This is a genomic window from Citrobacter sp. Cpo032, assembly GCF_030332975.1.
Classification (GTDB): domain Bacteria; phylum Pseudomonadota; class Gammaproteobacteria; order Enterobacterales; family Enterobacteriaceae; genus Citrobacter; species Citrobacter portucalensis.
In genome coordinates this window covers 229,834-247,649 of sequence record NZ_JAOWGU010000031.1, presented here as the reverse complement: position 1 = coordinate 247,649, position 17,816 = coordinate 229,834, and the positions used below count along the sequence as shown (strand labels likewise).

Annotated in this window: 20 protein-coding genes; all 20 read right to left on the bottom strand. The window is 53.4% G+C overall.

Annotation, left to right across the window (positions count from 1 at the left end):
- Positions 1–20: 20 nt before the first annotated feature.
- Positions 21–1,115, bottom strand: a complete 1,095-nt coding sequence (locus OGY33_RS01810; protein WP_191238064.1) for an aminotransferase class V-fold PLP-dependent enzyme — start codon at positions 1,113–1,115, stop codon at positions 21–23.
- Positions 1,116–1,128: 13 nt separating this feature from the next.
- Positions 1,129–2,433, bottom strand: a complete 1,305-nt coding sequence (locus OGY33_RS01805) for a YhfT family protein (RefSeq protein WP_191238063.1) — start codon at positions 2,431–2,433, stop codon at positions 1,129–1,131.
- Between the two features lie 11 nt (positions 2,434–2,444).
- Positions 2,445–2,798 carry a DUF2620 domain-containing protein gene (locus OGY33_RS01800; protein WP_003023576.1) on the bottom strand — a complete coding sequence of 118 codons (354 nt, stop codon included), beginning with the start codon at positions 2,796–2,798 and terminating at the stop codon, positions 2,445–2,447.
- Between the two features lie 10 nt (positions 2,799–2,808).
- Positions 2,809–3,687: a phosphotriesterase-related protein gene (locus OGY33_RS01795; RefSeq protein ID WP_191238062.1), complete on the bottom strand. Its 879-nt coding sequence runs from the start codon at positions 3,685–3,687 to the stop codon at positions 2,809–2,811.
- Entirely contained in the window at positions 3,684–4,910 is a 1,227-nt protein-coding gene (locus OGY33_RS01790; RefSeq protein WP_191238061.1) for a phosphopentomutase, read from the bottom strand. The genes OGY33_RS01795 and OGY33_RS01790 overlap by 4 nt, the downstream gene beginning before the upstream one ends.
- A complete protein-coding gene (locus OGY33_RS01785) occupies positions 4,910–6,073 on the bottom strand; it encodes a YhfX family PLP-dependent enzyme (RefSeq protein WP_048227400.1) in 1,164 nt (387 codons plus the stop codon). The genes OGY33_RS01790 and OGY33_RS01785 overlap by 1 nt, the downstream gene beginning before the upstream one ends.
- 83 nt (positions 6,074–6,156) lie before the next feature.
- Complete coding sequence (locus OGY33_RS01780; protein ID WP_048215411.1) at positions 6,157–6,519, bottom strand: hypothetical protein; 363 nt, start codon at positions 6,517–6,519, stop codon at positions 6,157–6,159.
- A gap of 15 nt (positions 6,520–6,534) precedes the next feature.
- Positions 6,535–7,440, bottom strand: coding sequence for a GntR family transcriptional regulator YhfZ (gene yhfZ, locus OGY33_RS01775; RefSeq protein ID WP_008786319.1), 906 nt, complete (start codon positions 7,438–7,440; stop codon positions 6,535–6,537).
- A 165-nt stretch (positions 7,441–7,605) separates the two neighbouring features.
- The gene (trpS, locus tag OGY33_RS01770; RefSeq protein ID WP_148361397.1) at positions 7,606–8,610 is read right to left on the bottom strand and encodes a tryptophan--tRNA ligase; all 1,005 of its coding nucleotides are present in this window, start codon (positions 8,608–8,610) and stop codon (positions 7,606–7,608) included.
- The gene (gene gph, locus OGY33_RS01765; RefSeq protein ID WP_003837920.1) at positions 8,603–9,361 is read right to left on the bottom strand and encodes a phosphoglycolate phosphatase; all 759 of its coding nucleotides are present in this window, start codon (positions 9,359–9,361) and stop codon (positions 8,603–8,605) included. Before gph ends, trpS begins: the two co-directional genes overlap by 8 nt.
- Entirely contained in the window at positions 9,354–10,031 is a 678-nt protein-coding gene (gene rpe / locus OGY33_RS01760) for a ribulose-phosphate 3-epimerase (RefSeq protein ID WP_003023561.1), read from the bottom strand. The genes gph and rpe overlap by 8 nt, the downstream gene beginning before the upstream one ends.
- 17 nt (positions 10,032–10,048) lie before the next feature.
- The gene (gene dam, locus OGY33_RS01755; protein ID WP_048215408.1) at positions 10,049–10,885 is read right to left on the bottom strand and encodes an adenine-specific DNA-methyltransferase; all 837 of its coding nucleotides are present in this window, start codon (positions 10,883–10,885) and stop codon (positions 10,049–10,051) included.
- 117 nt (positions 10,886–11,002) lie between these two features.
- Positions 11,003–12,304 (bottom strand): cell division protein DamX, encoded by a 1,302-nt coding sequence (gene damX, locus OGY33_RS01750; RefSeq protein ID WP_191238060.1) that lies wholly within the window; start codon positions 12,302–12,304, stop codon positions 11,003–11,005.
- Positions 12,305–12,400: 96 nt separating this feature from the next.
- The gene (gene aroB, locus OGY33_RS01745) at positions 12,401–13,489 is read right to left on the bottom strand and encodes a 3-dehydroquinate synthase (protein WP_003827681.1); all 1,089 of its coding nucleotides are present in this window, start codon (positions 13,487–13,489) and stop codon (positions 12,401–12,403) included.
- A gap of 57 nt (positions 13,490–13,546) precedes the next feature.
- Complete coding sequence (gene aroK / locus OGY33_RS01740) at positions 13,547–14,068, bottom strand: shikimate kinase AroK (protein WP_003023552.1); 522 nt, start codon at positions 14,066–14,068, stop codon at positions 13,547–13,549.
- A 404-nt stretch (positions 14,069–14,472) separates the two neighbouring features.
- Positions 14,473–15,720, bottom strand: coding sequence for a DNA uptake porin HofQ (hofQ, locus tag OGY33_RS01735; RefSeq protein ID WP_191238059.1), 1,248 nt, complete (start codon positions 15,718–15,720; stop codon positions 14,473–14,475).
- Positions 15,623–16,036, bottom strand: coding sequence for a HofP DNA utilization family protein (locus OGY33_RS01730; protein WP_048227404.1), 414 nt, complete (start codon positions 16,034–16,036; stop codon positions 15,623–15,625). Before OGY33_RS01730 ends, hofQ begins: the two co-directional genes overlap by 98 nt.
- Positions 16,026–16,481, bottom strand: coding sequence for a HofO family protein (locus OGY33_RS01725; protein ID WP_262411163.1), 456 nt, complete (start codon positions 16,479–16,481; stop codon positions 16,026–16,028). The genes OGY33_RS01730 and OGY33_RS01725 overlap by 11 nt, the downstream gene beginning before the upstream one ends.
- On the bottom strand, positions 16,465–17,004 hold the full coding sequence (locus OGY33_RS01720) for a PilN domain-containing protein (protein ID WP_191238058.1): 540 nt from the start codon (positions 17,002–17,004) through the stop codon (positions 16,465–16,467). Before OGY33_RS01720 ends, OGY33_RS01725 begins: the two co-directional genes overlap by 17 nt.
- Positions 17,004–17,783 carry a type IV pilus biogenesis protein PilM gene (locus OGY33_RS01715; protein WP_191238057.1) on the bottom strand — a complete coding sequence of 260 codons (780 nt, stop codon included), beginning with the start codon at positions 17,781–17,783 and terminating at the stop codon, positions 17,004–17,006. Before OGY33_RS01715 ends, OGY33_RS01720 begins: the two co-directional genes overlap by 1 nt.
- Positions 17,784–17,816 lie beyond the last annotated feature (33 nt).

The following is a 17,816-nucleotide window of genomic DNA, read 5'->3' as shown; positions in this document are numbered from 1 at the left end:
TGCATTTATAGATTCGATGCTCATTTACATGTTATCGCACTCACACTCTCGCGTAAAATACGCAGCACCGTTTCTTCTCCACTTCGGTTTGGATTGATTCGAATCGCATAATCGCCCAGCGACGGATTTGCTTCGCGAAACGTCCCCGAAAGACGATATAACAGTGGAGGGATCTCATACTTCGACTCTGCTCCCACCGGGTATGGCAGCGCACCTCTCTCTTGTGCCGCTTTCAGCACACGAGCGGCAATCGGCTGGTGAAACTCCACGATCAGCACCTTCGACTGAGCATTGGCAATGACGGCTTTTTTCACCTCGGGCAGCACTCCGCTATTGAGCATCGTCAGCAACCGTTCGGAAACGCCAGCCTGTACCGCATGCATCACCGGAGCGAAAACCAGGCCGCGTAGCACCTCCAGCGCCTGCGCGCCCTGAATCTGGCTGCCACCGGAATAAAGCGTCGCACGGATTTTAGCGATAGCCTCCGCCTTGCCGACCACCGCCCCTACTCCCTCCGGACCAAAGAGCTTGAAGCAGGAAAAGGTAGACAGCGTCGCCCCACATTCACAGCCGATGCCGTCAACTTTCATCACCGCGTAGTTATCGTCGGTTAACGTCGGCACGCCGCACTTTGTTATTTCCGCCAACACCTCGGCTAACACGTAACGATCCTGCGGTTGCTGACGCGTATGCTGCACCAGTGCGGCGTCAGGACGATGCTGCGTAATCGCCTGCGTGATTGTCGGGAGGCAGTTGAAATCCGCCCTGACCAGGGTAATACCCATCTGCTCAATGAGTACCTGCGTTGTGGGATACACAGGCGCATCATGAACCAGCAGACGCTGGCCGGGTTTGAGCAGCGCAGCCAGCCCGGCGCGAATAGCCCCGGTGCCCGCCCCCTGAACCAGCGCTGCGGCCTCAGCATGAAATGCCTCGGCCAGCACCTTTTCCACACGTTGCGTCACCCGAGGCTGATTTAGCCCCGGAGCCAATCCCAAATCACCTCCGGCCAGAAAATCAGCGCCAGGAAAGTGACGGCAAATCGTATCCACCAGCGCAAACTGCTTTTGCTGTGCTTGCGTGAGCGTCAGGCTTTGCAGAGGAAACGTCTTCATGTTTTACGCCTCCTCAGGCCGGAACAAACAGACCAAACCAGTAGAGAATATTCAGTACAATACCGGTGATCATCACCGCCACTACCGGCGCAGCCATCTTCTGTACCGGACGTCCAATCGATTCATTGAGGAAGTAGATCGCTACCGCAATTGAGAAACCGGTGTAGCCTGCCATCTTGATGGCGGCAAAAATCGAACCGATCAACAGTGCCATTTCCATCAGCATATTCATCGCATTACGAATATTGTCCGATGCGTTACGTACTGATGGATAACGCCCCAGCCATTTGCCAATAGAGCGCAGCAGCAGCACTTCCGCTGAAATCACGATAGCGCCAAGGATTGCCGCAATCCACGGATTCGGTGCCAGGTAGCCAACGGAATAAACGAAGGTGAAACCCGCTACCGCGTAAACGCCCGTCGCCAGCGCGGTTGTCGCAATCATCGGTACAAAGCCCAGCCCGCGCATAAACTCCGCCAACGCCGCCTGGTTAACTAACGTCTGCGACTGCTCCGACGTAATCCCTGCCGAATAGGCTTTTTCCAGCGTAAAAATTGAGACCTCGCTACCAGCAAAAATTTTCATACTGGCAACGGCGGCAATCAGTGCGCCGACGATGGCAATATACGGCAGGTTTTTAATAATCCGCGAAGTTCGTTCTTCAAAGACCGATAGCCCGCTGGCATCCATCTCCTCATCACCGCGGTGGCGAATATCATGCGTAATGGCGATCGCCAGCAGCATCATCATCCCCACAAAAATCTCAATCGATTCTGGGTTCAGATGCGGGAAGTAACGCACCACCACCACGCGGGTCATCAGTACTACCACCGCCGCGATAATGCTGTGCTTCCAGCCAAACTGGTAGAAAATCGCCACCAGCGGGAAGAGTGCGAATGCGGAAACCACTGGAGAACTCAGTTCACCGAGGCTACCCAGTACATCAACCGGCAGCGCCGTGAGCAGATGGTTCACCGGCAGCAGGCAGGTCAGAATCAATACGCCCCAGATAGCGCCCAGACCGAACGCCAGCAGGCTGTTCATCGCCAGCACGCCGAGAATATCCGTCGGCAGGAACAGCAGCCAGGCGTTGAGCAAGCCGGTTTTCAGGGTAAAGGAGATCCCCACCGACGCCACAAAGCCGATACTCAGACCAAACGCGATACTTCCCGCCTCACGGCGATTCATGTACCCCTCGATCAGCTGCGGCAGAATCGGGCGGATGCCGTCATGAAAGACGGCCGCCGAGCGGTGTGCCAGAAGTGACGTCATGCCGGTCAGGCAGGCCACCACCACAATCTGAATATACAGATCCATAGTCATGCCTTTTATTTCAGGTGGTTAACCAGCATCGGAATCGCATGTTCAACATGTTCGACGGAGAGACCAAAAGCCACTTTCCCTTCCGCAACCATTTTTGCGATATGTTCGTCTTTCGCCTTAATACCCGGCTTGGCGATAGTGCAGCTTTTGTTGTAGCCAATCACCGCGATGGCAATCGACAGCGCTGCACCCGCGCCGGTGTTACAAGCGCCGATGTAGTAATCCAGTTGTCCGGATTTCACCTTCATCGCCGCTTCCATATCGTTATGAATGGAGACTTCAAAGCAGCCCGGTGCTGCGGTTTCGATGGTCTTTTTAATCTGCTCACGCTGTAAGCCAGCAACGCCAATCTTCTTCATGATTCTGTCCTTATTGGAAAAATTGTGAGGGGTTATCACGTAACATCGTGTCCACATCGGCCTGGCTGAATCCTGACTGGCGCAACTGTGGGATAAAAGTAGTTAACAGGTAGTCGTAGCCATTGCCGCCATTGGCTTTTAAATGCGAGCGGCGGGTAATGTCCATGGAGAGCATCACGCGATTCAACAGCCCGCGATTACGTAGCGCGTGCAACATGCCAATGCGTTTCTCGTCGGGGTAATAGCTGTTTTTACCGATGGTATCGAACTGCACATACGCGCCGAGATCGATCATGCGTAAGATATTGTCGAGATTATCTTTCAGGTCACAGTGACCAACGGTTACGCGGGAAAGGTCAACGCCGTGCGCCTGTAGCAACACCAGCTGTTCCACCCCCATCGTGCTAAAAGAGGTATGGGTTGAGATGGGGCGTCCGGTTTCGATGTGTGCCCGCGCCGCGGCGATAAACACCTTCTCTTCAAGCGGCGTAATCACGCCTTCACTGGAGCCGATTTCCGCGATAATTCCGGCCTTTAATTCAGTACCATCAATACCGATGACTATCTCATCGACCATCTCCTGCGCGAGCTGTTCCACGCTGCGGGCCGCAACATGTTCAGGGAAGAACGCATCCTGGTAATAGCCTGTGCAGGCCACGACGTTGATTCCGGTCTCGCGCATCAGGTCGAGCATGAATTGCGGATTACGCCCCATATAGCGGTTGGTCATCTCAATAATGTTGCTGACGCCTAACGCCCGGAGATCCTTCATTTCCTGACAAATGAGATCGTACTGATCTAACCGGCAGTCGAGGTTATTCTTGAACCCGGAGAGATCGATATGCAGATGTTCGTGGACCCAGGTGTAGCCCGTCGGATCAAAGTTCATAAAGTGTCTCCTGTAAGGCGCAATGCCGAGAGAAAAGAACAGCCATTTTGTGGTGCCGCCGCGCCGAAAAATTCACACACCGTAGCGCCAACGTCAGATAACGTCGCCCGGATGCCTAATTGCGCAGGCTCCAGCCCCTGTTGATATACCAATACCGGCACAACTTCCCGGGTATGATGGCTGTGACCAATGGTCGGATCGTTACCGTGATCGGCCATAACCACCAGGCAGTCATTTGGATCCATAGCGGCCAGAAGGCGCGAAAGATTAAGATCGACAAGCTGCAACCGCTCCGCATAACGTGCCACGTCTTCCGCGTGTCCGGCGAGGTCGGTCTCCTGAATGTTGGTACAGATAAATACCGTCGACTCAGCGTTAAATTCGTTAAGCGTGATATCCATGATCTGCTGGCTATCCACCAGGTTTTGCCAGCTGCGCCCGTGCGGATTGCCAACGATGTCCGCCACTTTACCGACCAGCACGGTAGGGATTCCGGCGTCATGCAGTTTTTGCGGTACCTGTACCTGCTCATCTACACCAAAACCCATATGCCTGACCTGGAAGCCATTTTCATAGGCGCCGGAGCGTGGAGCGTTAATACCGATAAAGCGTCCCTCTTTGGTCTCGGCTGCATCCAGAATGCGCTGGCTGTCTGCAAGCTGACCGCCAAACGCGATCACGCGCCCAACCTGAACCTGCTCACGCACCACCCGGCCTATCTTTAGCACCTCATCAAACGGGATAACGGCAAGATTGGCGGTAATGTTGTAGACCTGACCTAAATCCGCTTCGAGGTTATCGCCCACCGCAACCGCATCATTGACCCAAAGAAACGCCAGGTCGTCGCCGCGGCGTTCCACATGCCAGCCTGCGGCTTTCAGCGCCTGTTCAACTCCATCGATGACGTCGCTAAATGGCATCCGCAGCGGGGCCTGAGGCCGTGTGCCTAAAATCTCCTGATGGCCCATAAAGGTATCTCCCCCTTCATGCTGTAGCTCTGCAACGCCCCAGACTGCAGATGCTGAAGGTTTCATCACGCCCGGCGCAAAGCCCAGAGCGTTAATCAGCCCCAACTTCTCAAGCGTTGGCAGCCGTAACTGCGGGAGTTCGCCCAGGATATGACCACAGGTATTCGCTCCGGCATCCTGCGGCCTGACACGCGCGACGTCTTTCATTGCACCAACGCCAAAACTGTCGATTACTAACACCACGAATCGGGCCATTAGTCCTCCAGAATATTGCCGAGACTGTCGTAACGCGCGACGATTTCAGCTGCACCGTGCTGAATACCCGACACCAGCACCACGTCGCTACGCGTCACGAAGATCTGGGTGCGAAAACAGAAGATCACCGCGCTGCTCACCGGAAACTCCCCGGCAACAGGCAGGTAGTAGTCAATACTGCTGTCATCTACGGGTTTTAGCTTCGCTGCGATCGGCGAGTCACTTTCTGGCGTAAAGACCAGCGCATTTTGCGCATGGCCGCGACGGTAATAACCCCCACCGTAGCAATAACTGTCCCCGCGAAAATTGTGCGATACCTCGCTCAGCCAGAGCATCGCGATTCGTTCCGGCTGGTCGCCTTTTTGATTGGAAGGAATAGTGCCTGTCAGTGCATGACCCGGCTCGGCGTGGGTGACGCCATATTCCGCCAGCAGAGGGAGTGACGAACAGCTACTGGCTGACGGCGCGTTAAGTTGCTCAATGGCAATCCCGGCTTCCGCCAACTGACGTCGTGCATTCACCAGCGTGTGCAGATTAGGCGTCGGCATCGTCTGCGCTGAGTTTTCATCCCATAACAGGCAGGGGAAATGGGTCAACCCGCTCAGGCGTAAGCCCGGCAGCCTGCGAATTTCATTGACCACATCCGTCAGATACATCAGCGGAAATCCGCTTTCCTGCCCCGGATAGAGAAAATCATCCTTGTCGTACACTTTCAGCATCACGTTCTGTTCACAGCTGGCCTTCACCGCTGCAGCTGAAACTTCACGCGCTTTCTCCAGCGAGAACAACGTGATGACCTCGGTGCCCTGCGCCACAGCATCATTGACCAGTCGCGACGGGATCTGCACCAGATGTCCCTGGTGCGCAACCGGTAACCCGGCACGACGCATCACACGACTCTCCTTGTAATCGACAACCACGATGCCTTCATAGCCAAGCTGCAACAGCTTGTCCGCCAGCCACGGGTTACGTCCTACCTGTTTGGTCATCAGATATAGCGAGATGCCATGTTGCCTCGCGACATCCAGCAGACGTTTGCCATTCTCAATAACCTGGTCAACATCAATAACCCAACTGTCAGGTGCGATCTTTCCCTGCTGCCACAACGCGATAGCTGCCGAGATAAGCTTGGGGTTCTGGCGTTTCAATGCCTCTATAAACATTTCTCTGCCTCGTTTCTAATCCTTCAGCTAAATATTCATTTTTTTGAATATTTAGGGTGCAATAGGCTAATTCTCCATGGATTTTAGACGCCTTCGTTCGCAGCCATCCACAATCCATACAAGTTCGCCAGCATGTAGCCTTCTTCATTCGCGTGCAGCGTCACCGTGAACTCTTTCAGCAACGCCTGATGTACCAGCAAAATAGTTGGCCAGAGATGAGATTGCGTCAGCTCCTCTAACAACTCACCATCCAGTGCTTCAATCACTTCGCCCTTGCGGCTACGCATTAACGCGCTCGCCATATGGGTCATCGCCATGATTCCTTGCTCATTTTGAATCGGCAAACACCACTCTTCATCCAACCGCCTGACTACTTGCAGCATGCCGCTGCAAATATCCTTGTCGATAACGCCTGCTTCGCACAGCAGGTTAAGCCTGTTTTCCATGTCGTTCGCCTTCACTTAATAACTGGGTTCCTGTTCACCGTTCGCCACACGTTGCTGGTGGGCAAGCAGCGCCTCTTTATTAACAACGGCCCGCAGTAGCTGTTGCATCGGATAATCCTCTGCCCGGGTCAGTACCACGGCCTCCGTGGCCTGAAGAAACCGCGGATCGTTGGTGAGCGGCGTGGCTTCTAATCCCAAAACTGCCAGCTCGGCCTCCGCAACTACGTTCCAGATAACCGCGTCCACATCCCCTTTCGCGATGCGCTGCAAACTCTCGTGATAGGGCATATCGATCAATTCAACGTCACGGTCGCCAAAACAGGCCTCGGTCATGATTTTCTGATCCGCCGAACGGTTATCCAGACCGACACGTTTTACTGTTGCAGATTCGCCCTTGCGACAAATCAGCTGGTGCTCGCCAACATAGGTATGCGGCCCCAGCGCCAACGTGATACGCAATCTGTCCTGGGCAAGGTAACTTTCCGCCGCCAGACGAGAAACCACCGCCATGTCGTAGACGCCGTTTAGCAGGCATTCCACGCGAATATCAGCCCCACGCATGTGTGCGTAATAAAACGGGATCCCGTCGAACTGCGCCTTCAGCCCACTCGCCAGCCCTTCATATAAACGGGTGTAGGGCAGCGGCATCGCACAAACTACGTTATTAATATCTACATGCTTTAGCAGCGTACGGTTATCCATCTCCACCAGATAGCTACCGTTACGTCCGCGACGCTCAATACGGATCGCCCCTGAGGATTCCAGCGTTTTCAACGCGGCCTGGGTTAACCCTACCGATGAGTGACACTCGGCTGCCAGTTCATCAATAGTTTTCAGTCTGTTACCACACTTCTCACCGAGCAGGTAACGGGCCAGGGTTGTCAGCACAACCCCCTCTTTCTTGATAAATGTCCGACGCATTTTATATTTTCAGTAAATTGAATATTTATATCTTCATTAAAGTGAAGATATAACGCAATGAGGAAATATGCAAACGGCGAGGCGCTTCACATTTTTTGAGGTTCACAAACGAGCAGGCGAAAAAAAACCGGGCGTAACCCGGTTTCTTCAGTATCGCAGGGAGCATTACGGCTTGGCGACAAAACCAATCGCTTCGTAAACGGCTTTCAGCGTAACAGACGCGCGGGCGCTGGCTTTTTCTGCACCGTCTTTCATCACTTTCTGCAGGAAAGCTTCATCGTTACGGAAACGGTGATAACGTTCCTGAAGCTCGGTCAGCATACCGGAAACGGCCTCTGCGACTTCACCTTTCAGATGACCATACATTTTGCCTTCGAAGTGCTGTTCCAGCTCCGGAATGCTCTTACCGGTGACGGCGGAGAGAATATCCAACAGGTTGGAAACACCCGCTTTGTTCTGCACGTCGTAGCGTACAACTGGCGGCTCTTCAGAGTCGGTCATCGCACGTTTGATTTTCTTAACCACAGATTTCGGATCTTCCAGCAGACCGATCACGTTGTTACGGTTGTCATCCGACTTGGACATTTTCTTCGTCGGCTCCAGCAGCGACATCACGCGCGCGCCGGATTTAGGAATGAACGGCTCAGGCACTTTGAAGATGTCGCCATACAGGGCATTAAAGCGCTGGGCGATATCGCGGCTCAGTTCCAGATGCTGTTTCTGATCTTCGCCAACCGGTACCTGGTTGGTCTGATACAACAGGATGTCTGCCGCCATCAGTACCGGATAATCAAACAGACCGGCGTTGATGTTCTCCGCATAGCGCGCGGATTTGTCTTTGAACTGGGTCATACGGCTCAGTTCGCCGAAGTAGGTGTAGCAGTTCAGCGCCCAACCTAACTGTGCATGCTCCGGTACGTGAGACTGCACGAAAATGGTGCTTTTTTCAGGATCGATACCGCATGCCAGATACAGCGCCAGCGTATCGAGCGTTGCTTTACGCAGCTGCTGAGCATCCTGACGAACGGTGATGGCATGTTGGTCAACGATGCAGTAGATGCAATGGTAGTCATCCTGCATGCTCACCCACTGACGCAGCGCACCCATATAGTTGCCAATGGTCAATTCACCTGAGGGCTGTGCGCCACTAAAAACGATGGGCTTAGTCATTTTTTGATTCCTGATTTTCGCTATGCGGAAGCCCGAGAGCGGGCAGTAGTTCATTAATACGGTCGTAAATAACGTCGGGCTGGCTCAGCGCGATCGACTCGCCGTAGTTGTAGCCATAGGTCAGGCCAACGGACGGACAGCCAGCAGCTTTTGCCGCCTGAATATCATTGCGTGAATCCCCTACGAAGAGCATTTGCTCAGGCTTGATACCAAGCTTACTTGCCACCAGCAGCAGCGGATCCGGATGCGGTTTTTTATTCTGCACGTCGTCACCACCGATGACCACGCTAAAGTACTTGGCGATATCTAATGCTTCGAGCAATGGCGCGACAAACGGGGTCGGTTTGTTGGTCACCAGACCCAGCGGCAATCCTTTCGCATGTAGTGCGCCCAGCGTGTCGGCAACATCAGGGAACAGGAATGTCCCCTCTTCTGCGACATCGCCGTAGTATCTGTCGAACAGCTTACGCAAAATACGTACCTGCTCCTCGGCGGGAATATCATCATCAACGGGCGGTTTACCCATCGTTTTACGTAATGTTGCGCGCTCCTGACGGGACCACGCCAGCGCGCGCTCCATCAGTACATCTGCACCGTTACCAATCCAGGTGATAACGCGTTCTTCTCCGGCAACCGGCAGTTCCAGCGCATACAGCGCCATGTCCACCGCTGCGGCTAATCCCGGCGCGCTGTCGACCAGCGTGCCGTCGAGGTCAAATGCAGCGCCCCGAATATCCTGAAACTTATCCATGACTTACCTTCGCCAGTTCATTGCGCATTTCATCAATGACTTTTTTGTAGTCTGGTTGGTCGAAAATGGCGGAGCCTGCGACAAACATATCTGCGCCTGCTGCGGCAATTTCACCAATGTTATTCACTTTGACGCCACCGTCCACTTCGAGGCGGATATCGTAGCCAGATTCATCAATACGACGACGCACTTCGCGCAGCTTATCCAGCGTTTGTGGGATGAAGGACTGTCCGCCAAAGCCTGGGTTAACGGACATTAGCAGGATCACATCGAGCTTATCCATGACGTAGTCCAGATAACTCAGTGGTGTTGCCGGGTTGAATACCAGGCCCGCTTTACAGCCATGCTCTTTGATCAGCTGTAAAGTGCGATCGACATGCTCGGAGGCTTCCGGATGAAAAGTAATGATGCTGGCGCCAGCGGCGGCGAAGTCCGGGACAATCCGATCGACCGGTTTCACCATCAGGTGAACATCAATCGGGGCGGTGATGCCATATTTACGCAGCGATTTCAGTACCATCGGTCCGATGGTCAGGTTCGGTACGTAGTGATTGTCCATGACGTCGAAGTGCACGACATCGGCACCGGCAGTCAGCGCTCTCGCGGTGTCCTCACCCAGGCGGGCAAAATCAGCCGACAGAATTGAGGGGGCGATCAAATACTGTTTCATCCGCTTCTCCTTGAGATTTATTTCTTCGCAGGCGTTACAACTCCTGGTTTATACAGTGCCAGCAGTTCGTTCACCTTTTTACGCGTGCCGCCATTGCTGCTTATGCTGCGCCGCACTTTGACCTGAAAATGTTTCGCCGCTCGGTACCATTCACGGGTATCGGGCGTATCGTGGTTCGAAATTAACACCGGGATCTGCTTACTGACCAGCTTTTCTGCCATCTCGGCCAAATGCGCTTGCTCTTTCGGGCTAAAGCTGTTGGTGTGATACGCAGTGAAATTTGCCGTCGCCGAAAGTGGTGCATAAGGCGGGTCACAATAGACCACAGAGTTGCTATCCGCACGGTCCATGCACTCTTCATAGGAAAGGCAATGGAACTCCGCATTCTGCGCTTTCTCAGCAAAATGGTACAACTCGGCTTCCGGGAAGTAAGGTTTTTTATAACGCCCAAACGGGACGTTAAACTCGCCGCGCAGGTTATAACGGCACAATCCGTTGTAACCAAAGCGGTTCAGATACAAGAACAGCACTGCTCTGCGGAACGGATCCTCGCTGGCATTAAATTCTTCTCTGAACCGATAGTACACCTCAGCCTGATTGGTTTCAGGCATAAACAGCTCACGCGAAGCCTGCACATACTCATCGGTACGCGTCTTCACGATGTTATAGAGACTGATAAGGTCGCTGTTGATATCGGCAAGAATATAACGAGAAAAGTCGGTGTTGAGAAACACCGACCCGGCACCCACGAAAGGTTCAATCAGGCACTCACCCTGAGGTAAATGCCGTTTGATATCATCAAGCAGGGGGTATTTCCCCCCTGCCCATTTCAAAAAAGCGCGATTTTTTTTCATGCTGACTAACTAATTACACCTTCTCCGGCTGTGGAGAAAGCTCCGACAGCATCCTGCGCTTTAGTCTTTGTCCCGCAATTGGGCGAAACATCAAACCATTGCAGAACATATCCTATCTTACTTCAAATCGGCCTGAACCTGATGCAGCGGTTTTGCCCACGGGTTTTTCGCCTGAATATCAGCGGGTAACGTAGACACTGCACGTTTCGCATCTTCTTTCGACGCATACACGCCTGTCACCAGAACATACCACGGTTGACCGTTACGCGTCGTCTGGTACACCACGTAGTTCTTCAGGTTTTCTTTCTTCGCCCAACCGTTCAGGTTGTCGTAGTTAGAAGAACTGCTGAGCTGCAGCGTGTAATGGCTGGACGGCGCAGATTTTAACGCTCCAACATTACCTGCACTTTTCGCTCCGCCAGCAACAGGCGTTGTTGCTGTCGCCGTTGGCGCAGGCGTTGCAGTCTGTGCTGGCGCAGTTGTGGTTGCTTTCGGCTCAGCGGCCGCTTTCGGCGTAGCTGTTACCACAGGTGCTTTAGTTGTGGTGGTCGGCGCGGTAGCAGTTACGGTTGGTTTTGCCTGAGCAACAGGTTTCGGCTCTGTCGGCGTCGCTTTCACCGTAGTTTGCGGTTTGCTCTTCGGCTCAATAACGGCCTGTTTACGTTCCTGGCGCGTAGCAGCAGGACGCTCAGTCGTTTCCGTTTTCGCCGTCTGGCGCGCAGCATTACCATTACGCATCGGCGCAACGGTCGCAGGTTCGGTCGGCAGCGTAGAGTTAACCACTGCGTTGTTAACCTGCTCCTGACCCTGTGGTTGTGTCAGAGCATTGTTCAAATCGCCCTGCACTTCAACACGCTGCTGGCCTTCGGTTGCCGCAGGTGCCTGACCTTGAGTCGGGGTAGAGGAAATCGGTGGCAGGGAAACATCCTGCTGGGTATTGCCAGCGGTCTGCTCAGTGCCCGTTGCAGGTGTCGTTGCGCTCGCCTGATCCGTTGCATTGCTGCCAGAAAGATCGATGCTCTTCTCACCAGATGCTGCCTGCTCATTGGAAGAAGATGAGGGGGCTTTCAGCGCAGAACCAATGCCGATAATCAGCAGCAGCAGTACCAGAACACCCACACCCATCATCATGTATTGGCGGGAGGCAGGTTTGCTGGCGGCTTTCTTACGCTTGCGCGGACGACGTTCTACACGCTCTTCATCCACGGCATCGTCATCAGATTCATACTCTTCTTCAATGTCCTGCTCTTCTTCACGCTCTTTGCGTGCACGTGCAGGACGGCGATCGTCAGCATCCAGATCAACATCATCAAAATTGATTTGCGGCTCATTATCGCGTTCAGACGATTGACGAGAACGACCAGTACGACGATCGCTGGGATCGGGTTTCAGCTCGTCTTCTGGTTTGAATTCATCCATTTAACACCCCACTCAAAGGTTAATGCTTACGACTTTGCACATAACCTGAAGCTAAAAGACCTACGTTTCGCAACGTAAGCCTGACCTTTCTTGTTGTTACGCCTGCTGGCAATCAGCAATAGCGTTAAGAACCACCTCGTGCGACACTCCGCCGCGCACTTCACTCTTCCCTATCGCTCGCGGAAGCACCAAACGAATCTCTCCCGCTAACACTTTTTTATCTCGCAGCATGTGCGGCAGATAAGCCTCGGTGGACATTTCACGCGGCCCATTCACCGGTAAGCCAGCTCGCTGTAACAGCGTAATGATGCGCTGCGTATCAGCGGAGGTGAACTGACCCAAACGTTCTGACGTACGGGCAGCCATTACCATACCTGCTGCGACTGCTTCACCATGTAACCAATTGCCATAACCCATTTCAGCTTCGATCGCATGGCCAAACGTGTGTCCCAGATTCAGTAAAGCACGTAAGCCCATTTCACGCTCGTCTGCTGCGACAACTTCTGCTTTCAGCTCACAACAACGACGGATACAGTACGCCATTGCCGGACCATCCAGACGCAGTAACGCATCCAGATTGTCTTCCAGCCAGCTGAAAAATTCACCGTCAAGAATGATGCCGTATTTGATCACTTCCGCCAGCCCCGATGCCAGCTCACGCGCAGGAAGCGTTTTCAGACAATCGAGATCCACCACCACGGAGGCCGGTTGGTAAAACGCGCCAATCATGTTTTTACCGAGGGGATGGTTTACGGCGGTTTTGCCGCCAACGGAGGAGTCGACCTGCGACAACAGAGTTGTCGGGACTTGAATAAAACGAACACCACGTTGATAGCTGGCTGCCGCAAAACCGGTCAGATCGCCAATCACGCCGCCGCCAAGGGCAACTAACGTGGTATCACGACCGTGCGGTTTTTGCAGTAACGCGGTGAAAACCGTATCCAGAACCGTCAGGCTTTTATACTGCTCGCCATCGGGAAGGATAACGCTATCAACGTTAACACCCGCCTGTTCAAGTACGCCGCGAACCTTATCGAGATAAAGGGGAGCCAGGGTTTCGTTGGTCACCAACATAACCTGATCGCCCGATTTCAGCGGTAAGAATGAAGCTGGCTCATTGAACAAACCAGCCGCGATGGTGATAGGGTAACTACGTTCCCCGAGAGTGACTGTGATCCTCTCCATTACGCGACATCCACCTTAGTTACTTGTACCCGCAGACGAGTGTGTATTCAGCCAGAATTAGTTGCTTTCCAACATATGAATAATCTGGTTTGCTACGACTTTTGCGCTCTGATCGTCGGTGCGAATGGTCACGTCAGCAATCTCTTCGTACAGAGGATTGCGTTCGTCAGCCAACGCTTCCAGAACTTCACGAGGCGGTGATTCTACCTGCAGCAGCGGGCGTTTCTTGTCACGTTGAGTACGTGCAAGTTGTTTTTCAATTGTCGTTTCAAGATAGACCACGACGCCACGCGCGGAAAGACGGTTACGTGTTTCACGTGATTTTACAGAGCCACCGCCAGTTGCCAGCACAATACCCTGTTTTTCCGTCAACTCGTTGATGACTTTTTCTTCGCGATCACGGAAGCCGTCTTCACCTTCTACATCGAAGACCCAGCCCACATCAGCTCCGGTTCGTTTCTCAATCTCTTGATCAGAATCGTAAAATTCCATATTGAGTTGTTGAGCTAACTGGCGCCCAATAGTGCTTTTTCCGGCACCCATAGGCCCAACCAGAAAGATATTGCGTTTCTCTGCCATTTTTTCGGTACTACTAAGACTATTCGTTAATGGTAAACCCGCTTCGCAGACACCCAGCGCAGCAGGACATGAACTGAAACCTCATAAGATATTGCGAGAGTCAGACTGAAAATTATCTCAATACTCAAGCGGGTTTGGCAACTGAATAAATCACCAAACCTAACGCATTTCTGGTCGTGGCAGGCATGCTACCCTGCAAACATCAGACCTGGCGACGTATCGCGCAGTCAAATGACACCCAATAAGCCTATGGCACACCACCGGAAAGGCAAAGCGTATTCACTGCCGCATAAGTAAAGAAAAGTACCGACGCTCAAATCGGTACTCCTTGTATGCTAAATACACCCTCACGTCAAATCCCTGAAACGTGTTCAGTGCAAAAACAACGGCTTTTCATGCATAAGTTATTCCGTTGAAACCAGTCTGGGCGTAATAAAGACCACTAATTCGCGCCGTTCGTCTTCTTTACCATCATGGCGAAAAAGAGAGCCAAGCCAGGGAATGTCGCCTAATAGCGGCACGCTGTCGGCTGCGGATTTATTCTTATGTGAAAAAATCCCGCCAAGCGCAATCGTCTCGCCGCTTTTTACCTCGACCTGCGTTTCAATCTCCTGCTTGTCGATAGCCAGCACTTCGCCATCTGCCTGCTGTAGAACCTGTCCGGGAACATTCTGGCTGATATGCAGTTTCAGCCTGATTCTCCCTTTCTGCAACACCGTTGGTGTTACCTCCATCCCCAGTACCGCTTCCTTGAACTCGACGGATGTCGCACCGCTTTCACCGCTGGAGACCTGATAAGGGATCTCACTGCCCTGCTTAATACTGGCAGGTTGCAGGTGAGATGCCAGTAATCGTGGACTGGCGATGATATCCAACTGCTGTTTTTGCTCCAGCGCAGACAACTCCAGTTCCAGTAAACGACCGTTAATACGGCCAATGTTAAATCCCACACGGGATGTGGCGGTGGCTACAGAAAGGTCGCTGGCGAGCGTCGTGACATTCCCAACCGCCCCCGAGTGTTGTGCGTCAGCCAGCGACCACTTCACTCCCAGCTCGCGCAAACTTTTTTCATTAATAGTCACGATATGCGCCGCCAGTTCGACCTGGGCAACCGGCAAATCCATTTCCGATACCCACTTTTCCAGGGTGTTAAGCGCAACGCTATTATCACGCAGCAGTAAGCGGTTGGTCCGTTTATCCACCGTCATGCTTCCCTTGGCACTGATCAGCTTTTCTCCTGCTTTTGCCAGCTCGGCAGCATCGGCATAGTGCAAAATAATGCTGCGCTGCTCCAGCGGCATACTGGCCTGAATCCGCGCCTGTTCATTGTCCTGGCGGGCCGCATTTTCACTCTGCCATTGAACAGAATGTACATGCAGGATGTTTCCCTCCTGGCGTAATACCAGTCCGGCACTTTTTACCACCGTCTGCAATGCCTGCTTCCAGGGGACATCCGTCAAATGCAGCGACAGCACACCGCTGACATCTGGCGAAACCACCAGGTTTTTCTGTTCCTGTTCAGCCAGCGCCTGCAATACTTGCGTAACCGGCACATCATCGACCACCAGCGTCACGTTTTGCGGTTTCGTCGCCAGTGCGCTCGTTATCCCGACCGCCAGCGCTATTACTATCCACGCTATCCATCGCTTCATTTACCGCTCCTTGTCGTTGCCACTGCCACCGCGGCGGTTCGCAGTTTTTTTCTGTGCCGAGGGTTATGTTCTGGGCCGTTATCTGCGTAATCGTCCAACCGTTTTTCAGGACGTCATTTGGCTTAACCCGCCGCCATTTTTTCTGGCTATCCTGAACGATGCCGATGGGTCGCGTGCCCTGGCTCACCATGCCCTGAAAACGCCATGTCGACAGCTCAGCAATTTGGCAACGGTCCTCCGGCGGCAGGAAGGGATTACGCATACCGGTGAGCATCAGTACGCTCATACATGCCAACAGCCAGCGTTCAACCGTCATTCAGGCGCTCCAGCTGTAGCGTTAGCAGCAGCTCCGTGTCTTCTGCGCTAAGCGAAAATCGGCTGACGCTCATCCCCTGATCCGCCAACTGGACAAACGTCTGCGGGATAGCATCCCAGGCCGATATCAGCGCCATCTCTCCGCCTTGCGCAGAGGGTTGCCAGTGGATAAGACGAGTAAGTGAAGTCTGAAACAGTAGTGGAGAGAACAGGGTCAGTTTCTCTTCCGGCTCTGCTGTTGATGCCGCCAGCAGATAGACATCTCGCCATTGCATCTGAATAGCTGCACGTTGCTGGACCAGCGTCTCGCGTAGCATCGTCCGCTCCCGCGCTACGGGATAAAGACATAACGTCACCAGTATGAGTAGCCCCAACATCCAGCCGCACCAGCAGATGAGTCGAAAGCGCGGCGACTGCGCTAACCAGACATCACAGAGCGTTATCATGCGCGCCGCTCCGTGTCAGTCGATAGTGGAATTGCCAGCGTCCCTGCGCATCCTGCTGCGTTTCACCGGGGCTGCTCAACTGAAATAATGGCTGCTGGCGTAATTGCGCTTCCAGAGTCTTCAGCGCGGCAAAGTTCAGCGTGTTTCCCGTCAGTTCCAGCGTGTCCTGCTGCCATGCCATTTTTGTTAACCACACCTGCTCAGGCAGTAATTCCGCCAGCTCTTGCAAAACCGACTGCCAGCTTCGGGTCTGCTCACGCTGTTTGTTCCGTGCCTGCACCTGTTGCCATCGTTGCTGGCGCTGCTGCATACGCGGCTTTAGCGCCATTAAGGCCTCGACACGCGTCTTTTCGGCATCTGCCAGCAACAATTCAGCCCGATTTTCTACACTCAACACGCTGTAATAGCGCAACAACACGCCAATACTAAGCAGTAGCGAAGCGCTAAATAAGATGCCCCAGAAGCGCAGGCAAGCGTAACGCCGAGTCTGACGCCAGGGCAGAAGATTAATGGTAGCTATCATCAGTACGCGCCTCCCATAGCGAGTCCCAGCGCAATGGCGAAGTGATGGCTTTGCGTTGGAATGGGCGGCTGGCGTACAGACACGGCGCTCAAAGGGTCGAAGCCGTCAAGGGAGCATTGCGCAATGGCTGTCGTGGGCAGAGATAATGTCGTGGCAAGCTCATCGATACTGCCAATATCGCCCGTTGATTTACGTCCCCATGCCGAACGGGTCGCCCATAACCACTGGGCGTCATCACGCCATACCAGACACTGCTGATGCTCTAGCAAGAAGGGAATAAATCGCTGTAACGCGCTGGCATCCGGTGTAATCGCCGTAACCTGCACCTTCAGGGTTTGGATAAGCGTCAGAAGCGCTGAAATCTCTTTGCTTTGCGCAGCAGTGACGTTAAACGCCGGGCTCAACGTGTCTTCGCTATAATCAAAATGCAGCGCATCCGGCGCCATATCCAGTTCACGCGCCATCGAACCAGACAACCATGCGGTTTGCTCTGGCTCGCGTAACGTCATTGTCGGACGAGGAAACTTTTTTTGTAACGTCCTGTTGGCGGGAAAAGAGAGATGAATATGGTGTCGGCGAGGAAGCTCCCGGCTCCACGGCAGCAGCGCGGCGACCAGCTGTTCAGGCTCGCGAATGTGGCCATCGACGATAGCCTGAGGCGTCAGCGGTATACGCCACCAGCGTTGCAGATACCAACCTGATGCTTCGCGAACGATAGCGACAGCCAGCGCTTCATGTTGCTGAATATGCAGACCAATTTTCCAGATATTGAAAGCCATTGCTGATGATCTCCTTATCACCCGTCGCTTTAA

What these genes read in the sequence shown, in the direction of transcription:
- OGY33_RS01810 (WP_191238064.1), bottom strand. Translation starts at nt 1,115, where the DNA reads ATGAAGACGTTTCCTCTGCAAAGCCTGACGCTCACGCAAGCACAGCAA.
- OGY33_RS01805 (WP_191238063.1), bottom strand. Translation starts at nt 2,433, where the DNA reads ATGGATCTGTATATTCAGATTGTGGTGGTGGCCTGCCTGACCGGCATG.
- OGY33_RS01800 (WP_003023576.1), bottom strand. Translation starts at nt 2,798, where the DNA reads ATGAAGAAGATTGGCGTTGCTGGCTTACAGCGTGAGCAGATTAAAAAG.
- OGY33_RS01795 (WP_191238062.1), bottom strand. Translation starts at nt 3,687, where the DNA reads ATGAACTTTGATCCGACGGGCTACACCTGGGTCCACGAACATCTGCAT.
- OGY33_RS01790 (WP_191238061.1), bottom strand. Translation starts at nt 4,910, where the DNA reads ATGGCCCGATTCGTGGTGTTAGTAATCGACAGTTTTGGCGTTGGTGCA.
- OGY33_RS01785 (WP_048227400.1), bottom strand. Translation starts at nt 6,073, where the DNA reads ATGTTTATAGAGGCATTGAAACGCCAGAACCCCAAGCTTATCTCGGCA.
- OGY33_RS01780 (WP_048215411.1), bottom strand. Translation starts at nt 6,519, where the DNA reads ATGGAAAACAGGCTTAACCTGCTGTGCGAAGCAGGCGTTATCGACAAG.
- yhfZ (WP_008786319.1), bottom strand. Translation starts at nt 7,440, where the DNA reads ATGCGTCGGACATTTATCAAGAAAGAGGGGGTTGTGCTGACAACCCTG.
- trpS (WP_148361397.1), bottom strand. Translation starts at nt 8,610, where the DNA reads ATGACTAAGCCCATCGTTTTTAGTGGCGCACAGCCCTCAGGTGAATTG.
- gph (WP_003837920.1), bottom strand. Translation starts at nt 9,361, where the DNA reads ATGGATAAGTTTCAGGATATTCGGGGCGCTGCATTTGACCTCGACGGC.
- rpe (WP_003023561.1), bottom strand. Translation starts at nt 10,031, where the DNA reads ATGAAACAGTATTTGATCGCCCCCTCAATTCTGTCGGCTGATTTTGCC.
- dam (WP_048215408.1), bottom strand. Translation starts at nt 10,885, where the DNA reads ATGAAAAAAAATCGCGCTTTTTTGAAATGGGCAGGGGGGAAATACCCC.
- damX (WP_191238060.1), bottom strand. Translation starts at nt 12,304, where the DNA reads ATGGATGAATTCAAACCAGAAGACGAGCTGAAACCCGATCCCAGCGAT.
- aroB (WP_003827681.1), bottom strand. Translation starts at nt 13,489, where the DNA reads ATGGAGAGGATCACAGTCACTCTCGGGGAACGTAGTTACCCTATCACC.
- aroK (WP_003023552.1), bottom strand. Translation starts at nt 14,068, where the DNA reads ATGGCAGAGAAACGCAATATCTTTCTGGTTGGGCCTATGGGTGCCGGA.
- hofQ (WP_191238059.1), bottom strand. Translation starts at nt 15,720, where the DNA reads ATGAAGCGATGGATAGCGTGGATAGTAATAGCGCTGGCGGTCGGGATA.
- OGY33_RS01730 (WP_048227404.1), bottom strand. Translation starts at nt 16,036, where the DNA reads ATGACGGTTGAACGCTGGCTGTTGGCATGTATGAGCGTACTGATGCTC.
- OGY33_RS01725 (WP_262411163.1), bottom strand. Translation starts at nt 16,481, where the DNA reads ATGATAACGCTCTGTGATGTCTGGTTAGCGCAGTCGCCGCGCTTTCGA.
- OGY33_RS01720 (WP_191238058.1), bottom strand. Translation starts at nt 17,004, where the DNA reads ATGATAGCTACCATTAATCTTCTGCCCTGGCGTCAGACTCGGCGTTAC.
- OGY33_RS01715 (WP_191238057.1), bottom strand. Translation starts at nt 17,783, where the DNA reads ATGGCTTTCAATATCTGGAAAATTGGTCTGCATATTCAGCAACATGAA.